Origin of the sequence: Streptomyces sp. NPDC002265 (assembly GCF_040296125.1) — a bacterium.
GTDB lineage: Bacteria > Actinomycetota > Actinomycetes > Streptomycetales > Streptomycetaceae > Streptomyces.
Genome location: NZ_JBEOWS010000087.1, coordinates 12,061 through 28,662, shown reverse-complemented (window position 1 = coordinate 28,662; position 16,602 = coordinate 12,061). Strand labels below are relative to the sequence as shown.

14 protein-coding genes are annotated in these 16,602 nt (G+C 73.0%); 7 read left to right on the top strand and 7 right to left on the bottom strand.

What is annotated here, in order from left to right:
* Positions 1 to 3: 3 nt before the first annotated feature.
* The 4 genes from ABT085_RS17645 to ABT085_RS17630 form a co-directional block, all read right to left on the bottom strand.
* Positions 4 to 858 (bottom strand): ABC transporter permease, encoded by an 855-nt coding sequence (locus tag ABT085_RS17645; RefSeq protein WP_351608019.1) that lies wholly within the window; start codon positions 856 to 858, stop codon positions 4 to 6.
* Entirely contained in the window at positions 855 to 1,790 is a 936-nt protein-coding gene (locus tag ABT085_RS17640; protein ID WP_351608017.1) for an ABC transporter ATP-binding protein, read from the bottom strand. The genes ABT085_RS17645 and ABT085_RS17640 overlap by 4 nt, the downstream gene beginning before the upstream one ends.
* A gap of 182 nt (positions 1,791 to 1,972) precedes the next feature.
* On the bottom strand, positions 1,973 to 3,229 hold the full coding sequence (locus ABT085_RS17635; RefSeq protein WP_351608013.1) for a PP2C family protein-serine/threonine phosphatase: 1,257 nt from the start codon (positions 3,227 to 3,229) through the stop codon (positions 1,973 to 1,975).
* A complete protein-coding gene (locus ABT085_RS17630; protein WP_502982748.1) occupies positions 3,226 to 4,896 on the bottom strand; it encodes a sensor histidine kinase in 1,671 nt (556 codons plus the stop codon). The genes ABT085_RS17635 and ABT085_RS17630 overlap by 4 nt, the downstream gene beginning before the upstream one ends.
* A gap of 216 nt (positions 4,897 to 5,112) precedes the next feature.
* Between ABT085_RS17630 and ABT085_RS17625 the strand changes: the two genes are divergently transcribed.
* The 3 genes from ABT085_RS17625 to ABT085_RS17615 all read left to right on the top strand — a co-directional run bounded on the left by ABT085_RS17625 (position 5,113) and on the right by ABT085_RS17615 (position 8,006).
* The gene (locus ABT085_RS17625) at positions 5,113 to 5,544 is read left to right on the top strand and encodes a response regulator (protein WP_351608010.1); all 432 of its coding nucleotides are present in this window, start codon (positions 5,113 to 5,115) and stop codon (positions 5,542 to 5,544) included.
* A gap of 204 nt (positions 5,545 to 5,748) precedes the next feature.
* Positions 5,749 to 6,069: a hypothetical protein gene (locus tag ABT085_RS17620; protein WP_351608008.1), complete on the top strand. Its 321-nt coding sequence runs from the start codon at positions 5,749 to 5,751 to the stop codon at positions 6,067 to 6,069.
* A gap of 215 nt (positions 6,070 to 6,284) precedes the next feature.
* Positions 6,285 to 8,006, top strand: coding sequence for an alpha/beta hydrolase (locus tag ABT085_RS17615; protein WP_351608005.1), 1,722 nt, complete (start codon positions 6,285 to 6,287; stop codon positions 8,004 to 8,006).
* Between the two features lie 33 nt (positions 8,007 to 8,039).
* Here ABT085_RS17615 and ABT085_RS17610 read toward each other — a convergent pair whose 3' ends face one another.
* The 3 genes from ABT085_RS17610 to ABT085_RS17600 form a co-directional block, all read right to left on the bottom strand.
* Complete coding sequence (locus ABT085_RS17610) at positions 8,040 to 8,780, bottom strand: class I SAM-dependent DNA methyltransferase (protein WP_351608002.1); 741 nt, start codon at positions 8,778 to 8,780, stop codon at positions 8,040 to 8,042.
* Positions 8,781 to 8,849: 69 nt separating this feature from the next.
* Positions 8,850 to 9,953: a sensor histidine kinase gene (locus tag ABT085_RS17605; protein WP_351607999.1), complete on the bottom strand. Its 1,104-nt coding sequence runs from the start codon at positions 9,951 to 9,953 to the stop codon at positions 8,850 to 8,852.
* 2 nt (positions 9,954 to 9,955) lie between these two features.
* Positions 9,956 to 10,615 (bottom strand): response regulator, encoded by a 660-nt coding sequence (locus ABT085_RS17600; RefSeq protein ID WP_351607992.1) that lies wholly within the window; start codon positions 10,613 to 10,615, stop codon positions 9,956 to 9,958.
* Between the two features lie 211 nt (positions 10,616 to 10,826).
* Between ABT085_RS17600 and ABT085_RS17595 the strand changes: the two genes are divergently transcribed.
* The 4 genes from ABT085_RS17595 (at position 10,827) to ABT085_RS17580 (ending at position 16,557) form a co-directional block, all read left to right on the top strand.
* Positions 10,827 to 12,059: a DUF418 domain-containing protein gene (locus tag ABT085_RS17595; RefSeq protein ID WP_351607989.1), complete on the top strand. Its 1,233-nt coding sequence runs from the start codon at positions 10,827 to 10,829 to the stop codon at positions 12,057 to 12,059.
* Between the two features lie 57 nt (positions 12,060 to 12,116).
* Positions 12,117 to 12,794 (top strand): histidine phosphatase family protein, encoded by a 678-nt coding sequence (locus ABT085_RS17590; RefSeq protein WP_351607987.1) that lies wholly within the window; start codon positions 12,117 to 12,119, stop codon positions 12,792 to 12,794.
* A 246-nt stretch (positions 12,795 to 13,040) separates the two neighbouring features.
* On the top strand, positions 13,041 to 14,285 hold the full coding sequence (locus ABT085_RS17585; RefSeq protein ID WP_351607984.1) for an aminotransferase class V-fold PLP-dependent enzyme: 1,245 nt from the start codon (positions 13,041 to 13,043) through the stop codon (positions 14,283 to 14,285).
* A gap of 205 nt (positions 14,286 to 14,490) precedes the next feature.
* Complete coding sequence (locus ABT085_RS17580) at positions 14,491 to 16,557, top strand: SpoIIE family protein phosphatase (RefSeq protein ID WP_351607981.1); 2,067 nt, start codon at positions 14,491 to 14,493, stop codon at positions 16,555 to 16,557.
* Positions 16,558 to 16,602: the final 45 nt, after the last annotated feature.

Genomic DNA, 16,602 nt, shown 5'->3' with positions numbered 1-16,602 from the left:
GGCTCAGGCGTCGGTACGCACCAGACGGTACGCGGCGCCCGCCAGCGCGAGCACGGTCCAGCCGAGGAAGACCAGGCCTCCGGCGCCGGGGGCCAGCGTCGTCGCGTCGTGGGTCAGGGCGAACATCGACTCACCGGCGTTGCTGGGCAGGTACGGGCTGATGTCGTCCTGCCAGGAGGTGGGCAGCAGCGAGACCAGTCCGGGCACCAGCATCAGCGAGGCGACCAGGACGGCGATGCCGCCGGCGACCGAGCGCAGCAGTGCGCCGAGCGCGACGCCGATCACCGCGACGATGCCGAGGTAGAGCCCGGCGCCCAGCAGGCTGCGTACCACTCCCCCGTGCGAGAGCGAGAGGGCCGCGGGGGTGTCGGAGACCAGGCTGCTGCCGACGGGGAACGCGACGAAGACGCCCGCGGTGGCCACGACCAGGGCGACCAGGCCGAACACGGCCGCCTTCGCCCACAGCACCGGCAGGCGGCGGGGCACCGCGGCGAGCGTGGAGCGGATCATGCCGGTGGAGTACTCGCCGGCGGAGACCAGCACGCCCAGGACGCCCAGGGCCAACTGGGCGAAGTTGGTGCCGAACAGCGAGAGGCTGAGGGCGGTGGCGTTGGCGTCGTCCCGGCGCGGGGGCCGGCCCGCGGCGAAGTCGGCGTGGTAGTGCGCGCTCGCGATGACGCCGAAGCCGACGAGGAACAGCAGGCCCAGGCCCAGGGTGATCCAGGTGGAGCGCAGGGACCAGAGCTTGGCCCACTCCGAGCGCAGCACCCTGCGTGCGGTCACCTTGTACTGCGGCCGGGCGGGCTGTGCGGGAGCGGGTGCGGTCGTGGAGCTCTCGGTCACGGTCGGCGTCGTCATGCCACGCTCCTGGGGGTCTCGACGGTGGTGGTGCCGTGGTACTCGACGGCGTCGCTGGTCAGGTCCATGAAGGCCTGCTCCAGCGAGACCGTCCGGGAGCTGAGTTCGAACAGCGCGATGCCGTGCTCGGCGGCCTTGAGGCCGATGGCCCGTGCGGACAGGCCGGTCACCTGGAGCTCCTCCGTGCCGATCGCGCCGGTGATCTCGACGCCCGGTCCGGACAGCACCTCGCGCAGGCGGGCCGCCTGGTCGGAGGCGACCGTGACGGTGTCGCCGCCGCCGCGGCGGATCAGCTCCTGCACCGTGGTGTCGGCCAGCAGACGCCCGCGGCCGACGATGATCAGATGGTCGGCGACCAGTGCCATCTCGCTCATCAGGTGCGAGGAGACGAAGACGGTACGGCCCTCGGACGCGAGCTGGGTGAGCAGGTTGCGGATCCACAGCACGCCTTCGGGGTCCAGCCCGTTGACCGGTTCGTCCAGCATGAGGGTGGCCGGGTCGCCCAGCAGGGCGGCGGCGATGCCGAGCCGCTGGCCCATGCCGAGGGAGAAGGCGCCGGCGCGCTTCTTCGCCACCGACTGAAGGCCGGTCAGCTCGACGACCTCCTCCACGCGGCGGCGCGGAATCCCGTGCGTGTGGGCCTGCGCCATCAGGTGGTCGAAGGCGGAGCGGCCCGGGTGGATCGACTTCGCCTCCAGCAGGGCGCCGACCTCCTGGAGCGGCGCGCTGTGCTCGGCGTAGTGGCGTCCGTTGACGGTGACGGTGCCGGCGGTCGGCGCGTCCAGTCCGACGATCATGCGCATGGTGGTGGACTTCCCCGCGCCGTTCGGGCCCAGGAAGCCGGTGACCGTGCCGGGCTTCACGACGAAGTCCAGGCCGTCGACGGCCGTCTTCTCCCCGTACCGCTTCGTCAGCTGTTGCGCCTCGATCATCGTCGCTCCCTCGCTCTGGGCCGCCGGACCCGTCCGGTCCTCTCACCTGCAACGCTAGGTGCCGGACGGCCGCGATCCGTGGTACCCCGGGGGGCAATGGCGGGCGACGGTGGTACCGCGGTACTACGCCGGCCGGGCCGCGAGGGCGGTCCCGGGTGCGCTCCCCCGTCAGGGCGCGTGCGTCACCGGTCGGTCGGCTGCCGCCGGGCGTCGTCGCGCGGGTCGCGGTTCTGGTCGGGCACCCGGGCACCGGGCTCGGGACCGCGCATGTCGCACCAGTCGATGCGCAGGACGGCGAGGTCGTCCGTGTGGCGGTCGGCGTTGCGGGCGCGTGCCTCGGCGATGAGGTGATCGAGCTGTTCGCCGGTGCCGTAGGAGCGTGTCTCGCCGAGGATGGCCAGGACGCCCTCGACCCCGAGGCGGGAGTCGTCACCGCCGGCGTAGCCCTCGATCAGTCCGTCGGTGTACACGATCAGACTCCCGTCCGGCGGCAGCGGCACCGTGGTGGCGGGCCATTGGCCGAGGCCGGGGATGATGCCCAGCGCGATGCCGTGCTTGGACTCAAGGACCTCGGGTCCGCGGGAGGTCACGATCAGCGGCTCGTGGTGCCCGACGAGATGGAGGGTGAGCAGGCCGCGGGCCGGGTCCAGGGTGATGAGGGTGCAGGTGGTGAACAGGTCGCTGCCGGTGCGTTCGGCGATGTGCATCCGCTCCAGCAGGTCCAGCAGCTGCGCGCCGCGGTGGCCGCCGAGGGTCAGCGCGCGCCAGGCGATGCGCAGGCAGACGCCGAGCGCCGCGGCGTCCGGACCGTGGCCGCTGACGTCCCCGACGACCGCGTGGACCTGGCCGTCCTCGGTCTGGACGACGTCGAGGAAGTCACCGCCCAGCAGGGCCTGTTCACGGCCGGGGAAGTAGCGGCTGGTGGCCGTCACCGACGGCGAGGCGAGGATCGGCTCGGGCAGCAGGCCCCGCTCCAGCCGGGCGTTCTCCTGTGCCCGGAGCCGGCCGACCTGAAGGGCGGCGCTGGCCCGCTCGGACTGCTTGCGCTGCACCGCGTACCGTACGGCCCGCTGGAGCAGTTCGTGGTCGACCTTGCCCTTGACGAGGTAGTCCTGCGCGCCCGCGGCCAGCGCGTCGACCCCGGCGCCGGACTCGGCGAGCCCGGTGAGCACGATCACCGCGGCCTGGGGATCCTCCCGCCGGATCGCCTCGACGCTCTCCAGCCCGGAGATGTCGGGCAGATGCAGGTCCAGCAGTACGCAGTCGAAGCGCCGTCCGGCCAGTTCCCGGCGTGCCTCGGCCATCGTCCTGCCGCGCACGAGGGAGTGCCGCAGATCGGTGTCGTGGAGCAGTTCCTCGACCAGTACGGCGTCGCCCTCGTCGTCCTCGACGAGGAGGATGTCGTAGGCCGTCTCGTCCCGTGGGGCCGGTGGTGTCATGACTGCGGCGCTCCCGCGGGCGACTCGGACGGCTCGGGTGACGCGGGTGACTCGGACGAGGCGGGTGACTCGGGCGACCCGGGCTCCTGGCCGACGTCGGCACCGGGCAGGGTGAACACGACCCGGGTGCCGGGGGCGTGACCGGGGTCGATCCCGATCGAACCGTCGTGGAACTCCACGACCTTCTTGCACATGGCCAGACCGATGCCGGTGCCCGGATAGGCCTCCCGGGTGTGCAGCCGCTGGAAGATGACGAAGACCTTGTCCCGGAACTCCGGTGCGATGCCTATGCCGTTGTCGCCGACGCCGAACTCCCAGACGTCGCCTACGCGTCGCGCGCTGACCCGGATCTCGGGCCGGCGCTCCGGGTCGCGGAACTTCAGGGAGTTCGACAGGAGGTTCTGCCACAGCATGCCCAGCTGGGTCGCGTCGCCGACCACCACGGGCAGCGGATCGACCGTCACCTCGGCCCCGGTCTCCTCGATCGGGATGCTCAAGGTGTCCAGGGTGCGCCGCAGGACCTCCTCCAGGTCCACCGTGGCGTGGTCGTTGTGCACACGCCCCACCCGGGAGAAGGCGAGGAGGTCGTTGATGAGGACCTGCATCCGGTTGGCGCCGTCGACGGCGAACGCGATGTACTGGTCGGCCCGCTCGTCCAGTTGACCGCCGTAGCGGCGTTGCAGCAGCTGGGTGAAGCTCGACACCTTCCGCAGCGGCTCCTGGAGATCGTGCGAGGCGACGTAGGCGAACTGCTCCAGTTCGGTGTTGGAGCGCTTCAGTTCGGCCGTCTGCTCGTCGAGCAGACGGCGTGCCTCCTCGCTGAAGGCGAGTTCGTCCACCAGCCGGGTCCGCATCCCGTCGACGTCCACGGCGAGTTGTCTGATGTCCGCGGGACCGGTGACCGCGATGCGCCGGTCGAAACGGCCGCGTGCCACGTCCCTGGCTCCGGCGCCCACCTGCTCCAGCGGGCTGGTGATGCCCCGCCGCAGCGCTTCGAAGACGAGCGCCGCCACGACGGCGACGACGAGGGCGTCCACGGCGAGCGTCCAGTTGCGCAGGACCGTGGCGCGGCGCAGCGCGTCCGCCGCGTCCTGGCGTTCCTGCTGAAGCCTGCTCTGCTGGGCCTTCAGCGCCTTGCGCACCGCGTCGAACTCGGTCTTGCCCTCTTCCGCCCGCTCCGCCGAGAGGGTCAGGGCCGTCGCCGCCGGTGAGCCGGAGACGGGGCGGGCGATCCGTTCCTGCCAGGTGTCCGCGGCCTTGCGGACGGCCGCGAGATCGGCCCGGTCCTCGTCGCCGCTCAGCAGATCCTCCAGCCGCCCCACGGCCTGCCGCTCCGCCGCGACGCCCTCGGTGTACGGGGTGAGGAACTCCGTGCTGCCGGTCAGTCCGTAACCCCGCACCCCGGTCTCCTGGTTGAGGAGCGCCGACTCCAGGCGCACGGCGTTCACCAGGGCGGGGCTGCGCCGGTTGACCAGTTCGTCGGAGATCCTCGACGACCGCAGCATCGCCCAGGCCCCCACCGATCCGAGGACCGTCAGCACCAGCAGGGTCGCGGCAACTCCTCGGCGCAGCCAGTGCCGGGTGGTCCAGCCGGCCATCGGCCCGTCGGCGGAGGCGGCGTTCTGCACGAGGTGACACTCCTTCAGGATCCGACCGATTCCGAACATCCAGCCGAACCGTGCGTACGGCAGGCACACCTTAACCTGGCCGGACAACGGTTGTTGTCGACTCTTCACACCGGCAACTAGGCTGACCGTCTGCCTGCCTCGGGGACCTCGTCCCCACCGACCGTGTCCAAGCCGTCGCGCACCTGTATGTTCTGGTGACCATGGAGGAGGCGGTACAACGCTCCCCTTCCCCCCAGCCGACCAGGAGCTCGTAACATGGCAGCCTCTGCCTCCCCCCGTCCCTATGACGTACTGCTGGTCGAAGACGACGTGGCCGACGCGATGCTCATCCAGGACGCCCTGGCCGACCGGGGCGCGCGCAATCTCACCCAGGTCTCCGACGGCGTACAGGCGCTGGAGTACCTCCGTGACCCGGCCCGTACGCGTCCCGACCTCATCGTCCTGGACCTGAACATGCCGCGTATGAACGGCCGCGAGTTCCTCGCGATCGTCAAGGCGGACGCGGATCTGCGCACCATTCCCGTGGTCGTGCTCACCACGTCGGCGGCGCCCGACGACGTCTCGGGGGCGTACGAGCATCACGCGAACGCGTATGTGACCAAGCCGGTCAACCTCGACGAGTTCGAGGAGGCGGTGCGCAGCATCGACGCCTTCTACCTCGACGTCGCGGTCAAGCCACGGCCGTAGGCGGGGGTGCGGCCGGGGCCCGGCACGCGGATCGCCGGCCGTCGGCGGCCCGTCACCGGCCGCCGGCCGCGTGGGATGTTCAGCGGACCAGCCGATGACGTGCCGATGACGCCATTGGCGTGACATCCGGCGCGCGGCGCAACCGGACCGGTCACGTGAGGCCTCCTGTCCTGCAAGCAGGGACCGCACAAGAAGGAGACCCACGTGACCAGCATCGCTTTCGAGTCCGGTTCGCCCCGTACCTTCGTGGACCCCTACGCCGTCGACCCGGCGGCGCCCGCGGCCTGGGCGAGCGCCTGGCGGCGGAAGGAGGAGGGGGACTACTTCCTGCCCGCGCCGGACCCGGCGCAGCGCCTCGACTTCACGATCGACCCGCGCGACCGGCGGCGGCTCGAGCTCCTGGCGACCCTGACGATGGCGGGCATCCCGCCCCGGCCCGAGGACCGCGAGGCCATCGACCAGCTCAGCGCACTGCCCGGCAGCGTCAACGCCACCCTCCAGCGCTGGCTGAACCACACCGGCTGACCGCCACCGGGCGGTCCGGGTGACGAGGTCGCCGGCGCCCAGGCCGAGGCGCCCGGGCAACTCCTCCGTCCGTACCGCCGGGCAGTTCCTCCGCCCCACCCGTCCGACGGGCGTGGTTCGTTCGGCCCGCGCCGGCTTGCCCGCCCGGTCGGGCCACGGTGGTGTTCAGGCAGAGACGTCCCCATGTCGACGCCTCGCCGGCGGAAGGACGGATCATGCGAATACCCCGGTCCACGGCGGGCCGCCGCCGGCGCACCGCATGCCTTGCCGCGGTGCTCGTCTGCCTGACGGCGGTGACCCGGCCGGACGTCACCGCGGCCGCGCCGCCGCTGCCCCCGGTGCCCGCCCCGCGGCTCGACTGGCGTCCCTGCGCATCCGGTAACCCGTTCGACTGTGCGACCGCGAAGGTACCGCTCGACTACCGCGAGCCCGGCAGGCGTTCCATCCGGCTGGCCGTGGTCAGACGGAAGGCGACCGGCCCCGGACGGCGTATCGGCACCCTGTTCCTCAATCCCGGCGGCCCCGGCGGCCCAGGCACGCTGCAGATGCCGCAGTGGTACGAGTTCTTCCCGAAGGAGGTACGGGAGAGGTTCGACATCGTCAGCTGGGACCCCCGGGGCGTCGGCGAGAGCACGGCGGTGCGCTGCTTCGACAGCGACCTGGCCTCCGTGGCCTGGCAGGCCCGCGTGCCGGCCGGTTTCCCCGTCGGCGCGCGGGAGCGGGCGGCCTGGACGGCCGCGTACGGGGATCTGGCCCAGCGCTGTCTGAAGCGCGACCCGGAGCTCCTGCGTCATGTGTCGACCACCGACACCGCCCGGGACCTCGACCTGCTCCGGCGTTCGGTGGGCGATGCCCGGCTCACCTACCTCGGCACGTCCTACGGATCGTTCCTCGGCGCCACCTACGCCAACCTCTTCCCCGACCGGGTCCGCGCCATGGTCCTCGACGGCAACTTCGACCCCCGGGCCTGGTTCGGCCAAGGGACCGGTACGGGGACCACCACCGGGACCGGGACCGGCCTCGCCACCTTCCAGCGTCTGGGCACGGACATCGGCGCGGCCGCCACCCTGGACCGGTTCCTCGGCCTGTGCGGTGCCGCCGCGCCCGCGGACTGCGCCTTCTCGGCCGGCAGCCCGGCGGCGACACGCGACAAGTTCGCACAGCTGTCGAAGCGGCTGGCCGCGCACCCGGTGGGTGGGTGGACGTTCGGCAGGACCATCGACGACCTGCTCACCAACCTGTACGTGGTCCACCCCGCGTGGTCCTGGGCCGCCACCCGGCTGGAGGACCTGTGGCAGGGCCGCGCGCTGCAACCCTCGCCTCCGCTGTTCCCGCAGCCGGCGAAGATGCCCTATCTGGGAGTGGAGCAGGCCGCCGCGGTGCTCTGCTCCGACAGCCCCAATCCACGCGACCCGGCCGCCTACCAGGCCCTGGCGGAACTCGGCGCCCGCCGGGCGGGAGCCGCCGGGCAGTTCTGGGCCTGGGCCTCGGAGGCCTGCGCCCAGTGGCCCGTCCGGGCCGCCGACAGCTACACCGGCCCCTGGAACAGGCCTACGGCGCACCCCCTGCTGCTGGTGAACAACACCTACGACCCGGCCACTCCGTACCGGGGCGCGCAGGCGATGGCCACCCAGCTGGCCGACGCCCGGCTGCTGACCGTGGAAGGGTACGGGCACACCGTCCTGCTCAACCCCAGCACCTGCGCCAAGGACTACGAGAGCCGCTATCTCGTCGACGGAGTCCTCCCGCCGGCCGGTGCGACGTGCCGGCCGGACAGCGCGCCCTTCGCCACCGGCAGACCGGAAGGCGGCAAGGTCACCGCGCCGCTCTCCACCGGCAGACCACAGGACGGTACGGCCACCCCGTCGCTCTCCGCCGTCAAGCCGCGGGGCGGTATGGACACCGGCGGAGGCGCGCTGGCCGGCGCCGTCGGCTGAGCACGCCCGCCTCGACCGCCACCACAGCGGACTCTAGGCGACCGGCTTCTCCCAGATCGAGACATGCCGGTCGCTGTCGCTGGTGAACGGCTCCCGCGTCCAGCCCTCCCAGCGCTCGCGCGGCCGCAGTCCGGCGAGCCTGGCCATCAGGTCGAGTTCCGAGGGCCAGACGTACCGGAAGGGGATCGACCGGTACTCGCCCCGGCCGTCGACCACTTCGACGTAGTTCGAACTCGTCGCCTGCGTGGCGACGTCGTAGATGTCGAAGGCCCAGCGGGTCGCACTCGTGTGGAACGGCACGACGGTCTGCCCGGCTGGCAGCTTGCGCAGTTCGGGGACCATCACCTCGACGACGAAACAGCCGCCGGGTGCCAGGTGGGCCGCGGCGTTGCGGAAGCAGGCCACCTGCTCGTCCTGCGTCGTCAGGTTCATGATCGTATTGAAGAGCAGGTACACGACGGAGTACGTCCCCTCCGCCTTCGCGGTGGAGAAGTCGCCGACGGTGACGCCGATCGCGTCCCCGCCCGGCTTCGCGCGCAGCCGCGCGAGCATGGCCCGCGACAGGTCGATGCCGTGGACCGGCACTCCGCGGCGGGCCAGCGGCAGCGCGATGCGGCCCGTCCCGATGCCCAGCTCCAGCGCCCGGCCGGCACCGGCCAGCTCCGCCAGGACGTCCACGGTCGCGTCCACGAGGGCCGGCTCGAACATCTCCGCCGACGACGTGTCGTAGTCCACGGCGACACGTTCCCCGAAGTACCCGTCGTCATCGGTCATCGCGCGACCGTACTGCGGCCGCCTGGCGCGGCGCACCCGGTTTTCCTACGGGCCGGTCCCGTTCGTCTCCTACGGGCCGGCCCCGTTCGCCGGGAGTTCCAGGTGCAGCTCGTAGCCGCCGTCGGGCGTGGGGCCGGCGGTCACCGTGCCGCCGAGGAGGGCGGCCCGCTGTTGCAGGCCGACCAGGCCGTAGTGCGCGCTGGGCAGCGGCAGGGCGGGCCGGGTGGGGGCGGAGTTGGTGACGGTGACCTGGACGCCGTTGCCCTCGTGGCGGACGCACACCGTCGCGGTGGCGCCGGGAGCGTGTTTGCGCGTGTTGGTCAGCGCTTCCTGGACGGTGCGGTACACCGCGCGCTGGACGGCCGGCGGCAGCCCCTCGGGAACGTCCGTCGCCAACCGCACGTCGATGCCGCTGCTGCCGACCAGCTGCTCCAGGTCGGCCAGGGACGGCTGCGGGGTCAGCTCGGTGGGTCGCCCGCCGGAGGCGCGCAGGACACTGACCATGTGGCGCAGCTCGTCGAGGGTCTGGACACTGAGCCGCCGGATGGTGCCGGCCGCCTCCTTGGTCTCCGCGTCGTGGGTGCCGACCTGGAGCGCCCCGGCCCGTACCGCGATCAGACTGACCTGGTGGGAGACCACGTCGTGCATCTCCCGGGCGAGCTGGGCGCGCTCCCTGGCCAGGACCGCCTGGGCGGTCAGCAACTGCTCGTGGTCCCGGGCCTCGGAGATCTCGGCGAGCCGCAGCGACAGGTCGCGCCGGGTCTGGACGAGCTGGCCGAGGAAGACCGGCGCGGCCGCCGTCGCCCCGGTGTAACCCAGGGTGATCAGAGTGGTGCCCCGGGTCAGGTCCAGGCCCGGGGAGGGCCACGAGCTCACGTCCCCGAGCGTGAACAGCAGGGCGCAGACGCCCAGGAGCGCGCGGTGCCGGGTGATCGAGGCGAGCCAGTACAGCGCGATCAGCGAGGCGATGACCGCGTCGGAGAGCAGGACGGCGGGGAGGGTGAGCAGGAAGGTCAGCAGCGGCAGACGGCGGCGCAGGATCAGGGCGAAGGCGGCGGCGAGGGCACAGGCCATGCGCACCCAGGCCTCGGGATCCCAGTGCGCCCAGACGTCGAGCAGCGCGACCCCGACCGGTACGGCGTCCAACAGCACCGGGGGCGGTCGACGCGGCACCCTCAAAGGGGTTCACCGTCCTCCCGCAGGAGGCCGGCCCGCTGGGCCAGCAGGGCCGCCTGGACCCGTCCGCCCACCTCCAGTTTGGTGAGGATGGCGCTCACATGGTCCTTCACGGTGCCCGTGCTCAGGTAGAGCCGGGTGGCGATGTCGGCGTTGGACAGCCCTTCGGCGATGAGGACGAGCACCGCCCGCTCACGGTCGGTGAGACGGTCGAGGCCGCCGGCGCAGCGCTCCTGGGCACCGGCGTCCAGATAGCCCGCCACCACGGTCCCGGTGACCTTCGCCGACAGTACGGTGCCGCCCTCGGCCAGGGAGCGCACCATGAACGGCAGCTCCTCGGGGTCGGTGTCCTTGAGCAGGAAGCCCGCGGCGCCCGAGCGCAGCGCCGTCGCCACGTACTCGTCCATGTCGAACGTCGTCAGCATGGCCACGACCGGGGGGTCGGGGAGCCTGCGGAGCTCGGCCAGGACGGTCAGGCCGTCCACGTCCGGCATCCGGATGTCCAGCAGGACGACGTCGGGGGCGGTCTCCCGCGCGGTGTGCAGTGCCTGGGCACCGGGCACCGCCGCGACGACCTCGATGTCGTCGGCCGTGTCGAGGATCCGCTGGAAGCCCATGCGGATCAGAGCCTCGTCGTCGACCACCAGTACCCGGATCACGCGTGCTCCACTCACGGACGGACCGCTGTCCGATTCGTACCACGTCGGCGGGCACTCCGCCCGGTACCGGACCCCGGACCACGACCCCCGATCTGAGATCCGGCTCCGTCCGGACCGGCCGACGGGCGCCGCGGAACCAGCCAGTCGGCGGGGTCGGTCCGGACATCTGCCGGATGGCTGCCGCCCACCGCGCGCACGCAACCTTGTACGCATGACACACGACGCACCGTCGGCCGTGGCGTTGGCCGCGCCCTCGGCGGACGCCGGGTCGGCCGTCCCGCCGTCGACGGGGCGGCTGATCGGAATCGACCTGGCCCGCGGTCTGGCGATCGTCGGCATGTTCGCCGTGCACCTGGGCCCCGACCCGTCGGTGGGCGGGCCGGCCGGCTGGCTGCTGGAGGTGGCGGGCGGCCGCTCCTCCACCCTCTTCGCCGTGCTGGCGGGCTTCACCCTGGTGCTGCTGACGGGCCGGCCGCAGTCCCGGACCGGGCGGGCCGGACGGCAGGCGATGGGCCGTGTGCTCATCCGCGCTGCCGTACTGATGGCCCTCGGATACGCGCTGACCGCCCTGGACACCCCGGTCGACGTGATCCTGTCCTACTACGGGCTGCTGTTCGTCCTCGCCCTGCCGTTCCACCGGCTGCGGGCACGCACCCTGGCCGCCGTCGCCGCGGCCGGCGCGATCGTCCTGCCGCTGGCCCTGTACCTGCTGCGGGCCGCCGCCGGGCGCGGGGACTGGTCCGAGACCGTCGCCGCCCACGATCCCCTGGCCCGGGTCACCGGCACGGACGGGTTCGTCGGTCTGTTCGTCACGGGTGACTACCCGGTCCTGACCTGGTTCCCGTTCATCGTCGCGGGCATGGCCCTGGCCAAGACCGACCTCACCCGGCCCCGCGCGCTGGCCAGGACCGCGGCCTGCGGCGTCGCCCTGGCGGTGGCCGGATACGGCGGGTCGTGGCTGGCCCTGCATCTGGTGCCGGGCGCCCGGGCCGCGGTCAGCGCGGCCGTGGGCGGCGGTCCGGCCGGATCCGCCTGGTGGTCCGACGCCGTCGGCGGGCCGCCGCTGCCCGGCAGGCCCGCGTGGCTGCTGGTGGCCTCCCCGCACAGCGAGACGACCGGGTCCATCGTGGGCAACACCGGAGTCGCGCTGGTGGTCGTCGCGGCCTGCCTGCACACCACGGCCCGCTTCGCGCGCGTACGGCGGCTCGGTGCCCCGGTGATCGCGCTCGGTTCCGTTTCCCTGTCCGCCTACGTCGGCCACATCGTGGCCATCAAGGCCTTCGGTATCGGCGACGACATGTCCGACGCGGAGTCCGCCGCGGTCCTCGTCGCCTTCGTCACCGTGGCCATGCTCCTGGCCCTGGCCTGGACCCGCCGCTTCCGGCGCGGCCCGTTGGAGTACGCCATGCACACCGCCACCACACCCGCCCAGCTCATCCAATAGCCGACGGTGCAGCGTCCGACCATGCAACGTGGCACGGAAGTCGAGGAGGTCAGACGAATGACGACGTGTCTGACGTTTCTGAGTGCGACCGCCGAGGAGACCACCGGGATCTTCGGCGACCCGTTCTCCCTCGCGAGCGGCCCGCTGCGGACCGCCGACTCCCCGCACCCGGGGTTCCCGCCCTACTCACTGGCCGTACGGGGGCCATCGGCGCGCTGCGCGCGGACCGCCGACGCCCTCGGTCTGGAGACCGTGCCCGAACCCGCCCTGCGGAACTTCGACTACGGGCGCTGGTACGGCCGTACGGTGGCCGATGTCGTCGCCGAGGACCCGTACGGCTACTCCGCCTGGCTCACCGATCCGGACGCCGCGCCGCACGGCGGCGAGTCGGTCCGCGACCTCTGCGAACGCACCGCCCGCTGGCTGGACGCGCTGCCGTCCGACACCGACCGGGCCTTGGCCGTCGTCGAGCCGTCCGTCATCCGGGGCGCGCTCGTGCATGCCTTCTCGGTCCCCGCGAGAGCCTTCCGCCATCTCGACCTGCCCTGCCCGCCCGCCGTCGTCTCCCTGATCCTGCGCGGCGACGGCTGGCACGTCCGCTACGGCCACGGGAGCGCGTCCGAGGTCCATCGGACGGCCCCGGACGAGCCGGTGTCCTCGGCCCGGGCCCGCCCGGCGGACCGGCGGACGGCCGGGCGGGAGTACACGGGCGGCACCTACGGCCCCGTCGCCTGACCGTCGCCCGGCCGCCTGGAACGACACGGCAGGTGCGACGCGCCAGGAACGGTAACGGTTCGGCAGAGGCGGATCGGCCGGCCGGGGCGGTGGGCTGCGCCGTACCCGCAGACCGTACGGCGCAGCCCGCGAGCCTGCTGGGTATGGTGTGGGCGGTCCGGCGGTCCGGCCGTGCCCGGCGAAGGGCGGCCGCGCTCACGGACATCCGCACCACGGCCGGCGAGGCCGCGAACAACGAGGAGTTCCGTGAGCGAGACCCAGGTCGTCACCGCGCCCCGACCCCTGACGCTGGACGACGGCCGACCCGCCGCCGCGGCCTGGTCGCTCGACCCCGGCATGCTCCACCTCAACCACGGCTCCTTCGGCGCCGTCCCGCTGGTCGCCCAGCGACGGCAGAACGAACTGCGGGCCGAGATGGAAGGCGCCCCCGTCGTCTGGTTCCGGGACCTGACCGAGCGGATCGCCGCCACCCGCACCGAGATCGCCGAGCACCTCCGCGTCGACGCCGCGGACCTGGCGCTCGTCCCGAACGCCAGCGCGGGGGCCAGCGTCGTCTACGCGGCCCTGGCGGCGCACCCCGGCAAGGACATCGTCGTCACCGACCACGGCTACGGCGCGGTCACCATGGGCGCCGAGCGCCTCGCCCGTCGCTGGGGCGGCCGGGTGCGCACGGCGCGCGTACCGCTGGCGGCCGACGCGGACCAGGCGTACCGGGCGGTGATGTCCGAAGTGGACGACCGGTGCGCCCTGGTGGTCCTGGACCAGATCACCTCGGCCACCGCCCGCAGGCTGCCGGTCGAGCGGATCGCGGCCGAGCTCGCCCGGCACGACGGCATCACGCTGCTGGTGGACGGCGCACACGCGCCCGGGCTCCTGCCCGCCCCGCTGGAGGGGCTGGAGAGCGGCGACGCCTGGGTCGGCAACCTCCACAAGTGGGGCTGCGCACCCCGCGGCACGGCCGCTCTCGTGGCCCGCGGCCCGCTGCGCGAGCACCTGCATCCGCTGATCGACTCGTGGAGCGCCGCCGAGCCGTTCCCGAACCGTTTCGACCAGCAGGGCACGCTCGACGCCACCGGCCCCCTGGCGGCGCCGGTGGCGCTGGAGTTCGTCGGGCGCACCTGGGGCTGGGAGACCGCCCGCAGCTACATGGACGAACTGGCCGACTACGGGGCCCGCGTGATCGGTGCCGCGTTCGCCGGCCCGGCGGGCGGTGCGGTGGAGGGCGTCGACGTCGGCATGCCCGTACCGGGGATGCGGCTGGTCCGGATTCCGGCGGGGCTGGGGACCACGCGTCTTGCGGCCGACGCGCTGCGCGACCGCGCCACCGTCGAACTGGGCGTGGAGTGCGCCTTCACCAGTTTCGGCGGGGTCGGCTACCTGCGGCTGTCCGCGCATGTCTACAACACGCCCGACGACTACGACCGCTTCGCGCAGAGCTGCGTACCGGTCCTGGAGGACTGGGGCCGCGAGGCCCGCCGGGCGCGCGCCTGAGAGCTCCCTGCCGCGAGCCGGTGACCCGGCATGCCGGGTCCCTCATGCACAGTGACCGCGGCCGGTGCCCGGGTCCGCGGGCCGGGCCCGGACCCGCGGGTCCTGCGCCGGTGCCCGCGGGTCCGGCGCCGGTGCCCGTCCCCGAGGGCGCTCGCGCCGGCATGGCCGAGTTGTTCGCCCACAGGCGGGGAGGCAAGCTGAATGCATGGAGCCTCAGGGCGGGGGCGACGACGGGCGCCCGCTGGTCGAGTGGGCGTTTCGCCAGGCGTCGATGTCGTTCTCGGTCTTCGGCGTCGACCAGCGTTGCCTGCGGCTCAACGACATGGCGGCCCACCTGATGGGCATCGGGGAGGACGTCCTGCGCGGCCGGGTGTTCCCGGACGGCGTCCCCGCGGGCGTGGACCAGCGGGGCACCGTGGCCGCCCTGCGCGACGTGGCCGCGACCGGGGAGCCCCGTCACTACGAGGGCTACACCCGGGCCCCCTCCGAGGTGCACGGGCACGCCTGGAGCCTGGAGCTGTGGCCCGTGCGGGACCCGGCCGGAGAGATCTGCGCGGTCGCGATGGCCGCGTTCGACAGCAGTGAGCAGTACCGGGCCCGGCAGCGTCTGGCGGTGCTCGACGAGGCGGCCGTCTCGATCGGGACGACCCTGGACCTCGATCGCACCGCGCGCGAACTCGCCGCCCTGGTCGTGCCGCAGTTCGCGGACTTCGCGAGCGTGGACCTGCTGGCGCCGGTCGTCCGGGGCGAGGAGCCGGCCACCGGTCCGCCGGACGCGGCGGTGGTGCTGCACCGGGTCGCGCACGTCTCGACCGTCGAGGGCAGCCCCGAGCCGGTCATCGGTCCCGGAGCCGTCGACACCTACCCGGCCTACTCGCCGCCCGCCAGGGCCCTGCACCTGGGACGGACGGTGCACAGCGGCAGGGGCGAGGCCGACTTCGAGCGGTGGATGGCGAGCATGCCGTCCGAGGCGAGGAACATCAGCGGGCTGGCCATCACCTCGCTGATGGCGGTGCCGCTGATCGCCCGCGACACCACGCTCGGCGTCGCCGTCCTCTTCCGCACCCGGCCGGACCCCTTCGACGAGGACGACTTCGCCCTGGCGCGGGAACTCACCAGCCGTGCCGCCGTCTGTCTCGACAACGCCCGCCGTTACTCCCGTGAGCGCATCACCGCGCTGACCCTCCAGGAGACCCTGCTGCCGCACCGGCCCCCCAGGCAGTCGGCGGTGGACGTGGCCTTCCGCTATCTGCCGAGCGACTCCCGGGCCGGTATCGGCGGCGACTGGTTCGACGTCATCCCGCTCTCGGGCTCCCGGGTGGCCCTGGTGGTCGGCGACGTGGCCGGGCACGGCATCCACGCCTCCGCGACGATGGGCAGGCTGCGTACGGCCGTGCAGACCCTCGCCGACGTCGATCTGCCGCCGGACGAACTGCTGGCCCACCTCGACGACCTGGTCCTGCGGCTGGGCAGCGACGGTGAGTGCGGGTACGCCCCGAGCAGCGAGGTCGGCGCCACCTGTCTCTACGCCGTCTACGACCCGGTCGCACGGGCCCTGTCGGTGGCCAGCGCGGGCCATCTGGCGCCCGTGCTGGTGCTGCCGGACGGCACCAGGAACGTGGTCGAGGTCAACGCCGGACCGGTGCTGGGTGTGGGCGGGCTGCCCTTCGAGGCCACCGAACTGGAGCTGCCCGAGGGCACCCTCGTCGCCCTCTTCTCCGACGGGCTGGTCGAGGCGGCCGGCCAGGACCCCGACGTCGGCACCGCCCGGCTGGGCGGGATACTGGCAGATCCGCACACCTCGCTGGACGGCGCCTGCGACGACGCGTTCGCCGCGCTGCTGCCGGAGCGTCCCGCCGACGACATCGCCCTGATCCTGGCCCGCACCCGCGCGTTGGACGCCACCCACGTCCGCGTCTGGGACCTGGCACCGGACTTCTCCGAGGTCGCCACGGCGCGCAAGAACACTCTCGCGCAACTGGACGCCTGGGGGCTCACCGAGGTCGGCTTCGTCACCGAACTCGTCGTCAGCGAGCTGGTCACCAACGCGATCCGCTACGGCTCGGCACCCGTGCAACTGCGTCTCATCCACGACGACTCGCTCATCTGCGAGGTGTCCGACGGCAGTTCCACCTCACCGCACCTGCGCCGGGCCAGGATCTTCGACGAGGGCGGCCGCGGTCTCCTCCTCGTCGCCCAGCTCACCAACCGCTGGGGCACCAGGCACACCCCGACCGGGAAGACCATCTGGACCGAACAGGCCCTGAACTGAGGCATGTTCGGCCAGGCCTGCGCCACGGGCGCGGTTCGCCTCCCG

Coding starts and splice junctions, on each gene's coding strand:
- ABT085_RS17640 (WP_351608017.1), bottom strand. CDS start 1,790: ATGATCGAGGCGCAACAGCTGACGAAGCGGTACGGGGAGAAGACGGCC.
- ABT085_RS17590 (WP_351607987.1), top strand. CDS start 12,117: ATGACGACGTGTCTGACGTTTCTGAGTGCGACCGCCGAGGAGACCACC.
- ABT085_RS17635 (WP_351608013.1), bottom strand. CDS start 3,229: ATGACACCACCGGCCCCACGGGACGAGACGGCCTACGACATCCTCCTC.
- ABT085_RS17630 (WP_502982748.1), bottom strand. CDS start 4,896: ATGTTCGGAATCGGTCGGATCCTGAAGGAGTGTCACCTCGTGCAGAAC.
- ABT085_RS17610 (WP_351608002.1), bottom strand. CDS start 8,780: ATGACCGATGACGACGGGTACTTCGGGGAACGTGTCGCCGTGGACTAC.
- ABT085_RS17595 (WP_351607989.1), top strand. CDS start 10,827: ATGACACACGACGCACCGTCGGCCGTGGCGTTGGCCGCGCCCTCGGCG.
- ABT085_RS17580 (WP_351607981.1), top strand. CDS start 14,491: ATGGAGCCTCAGGGCGGGGGCGACGACGGGCGCCCGCTGGTCGAGTGG.
- ABT085_RS17625 (WP_351608010.1), top strand. CDS start 5,113: ATGGCAGCCTCTGCCTCCCCCCGTCCCTATGACGTACTGCTGGTCGAA.
- ABT085_RS17645 (WP_351608019.1), bottom strand. CDS start 858: ATGACGACGCCGACCGTGACCGAGAGCTCCACGACCGCACCCGCTCCC.
- ABT085_RS17615 (WP_351608005.1), top strand. CDS start 6,285: ATGCGAATACCCCGGTCCACGGCGGGCCGCCGCCGGCGCACCGCATGC.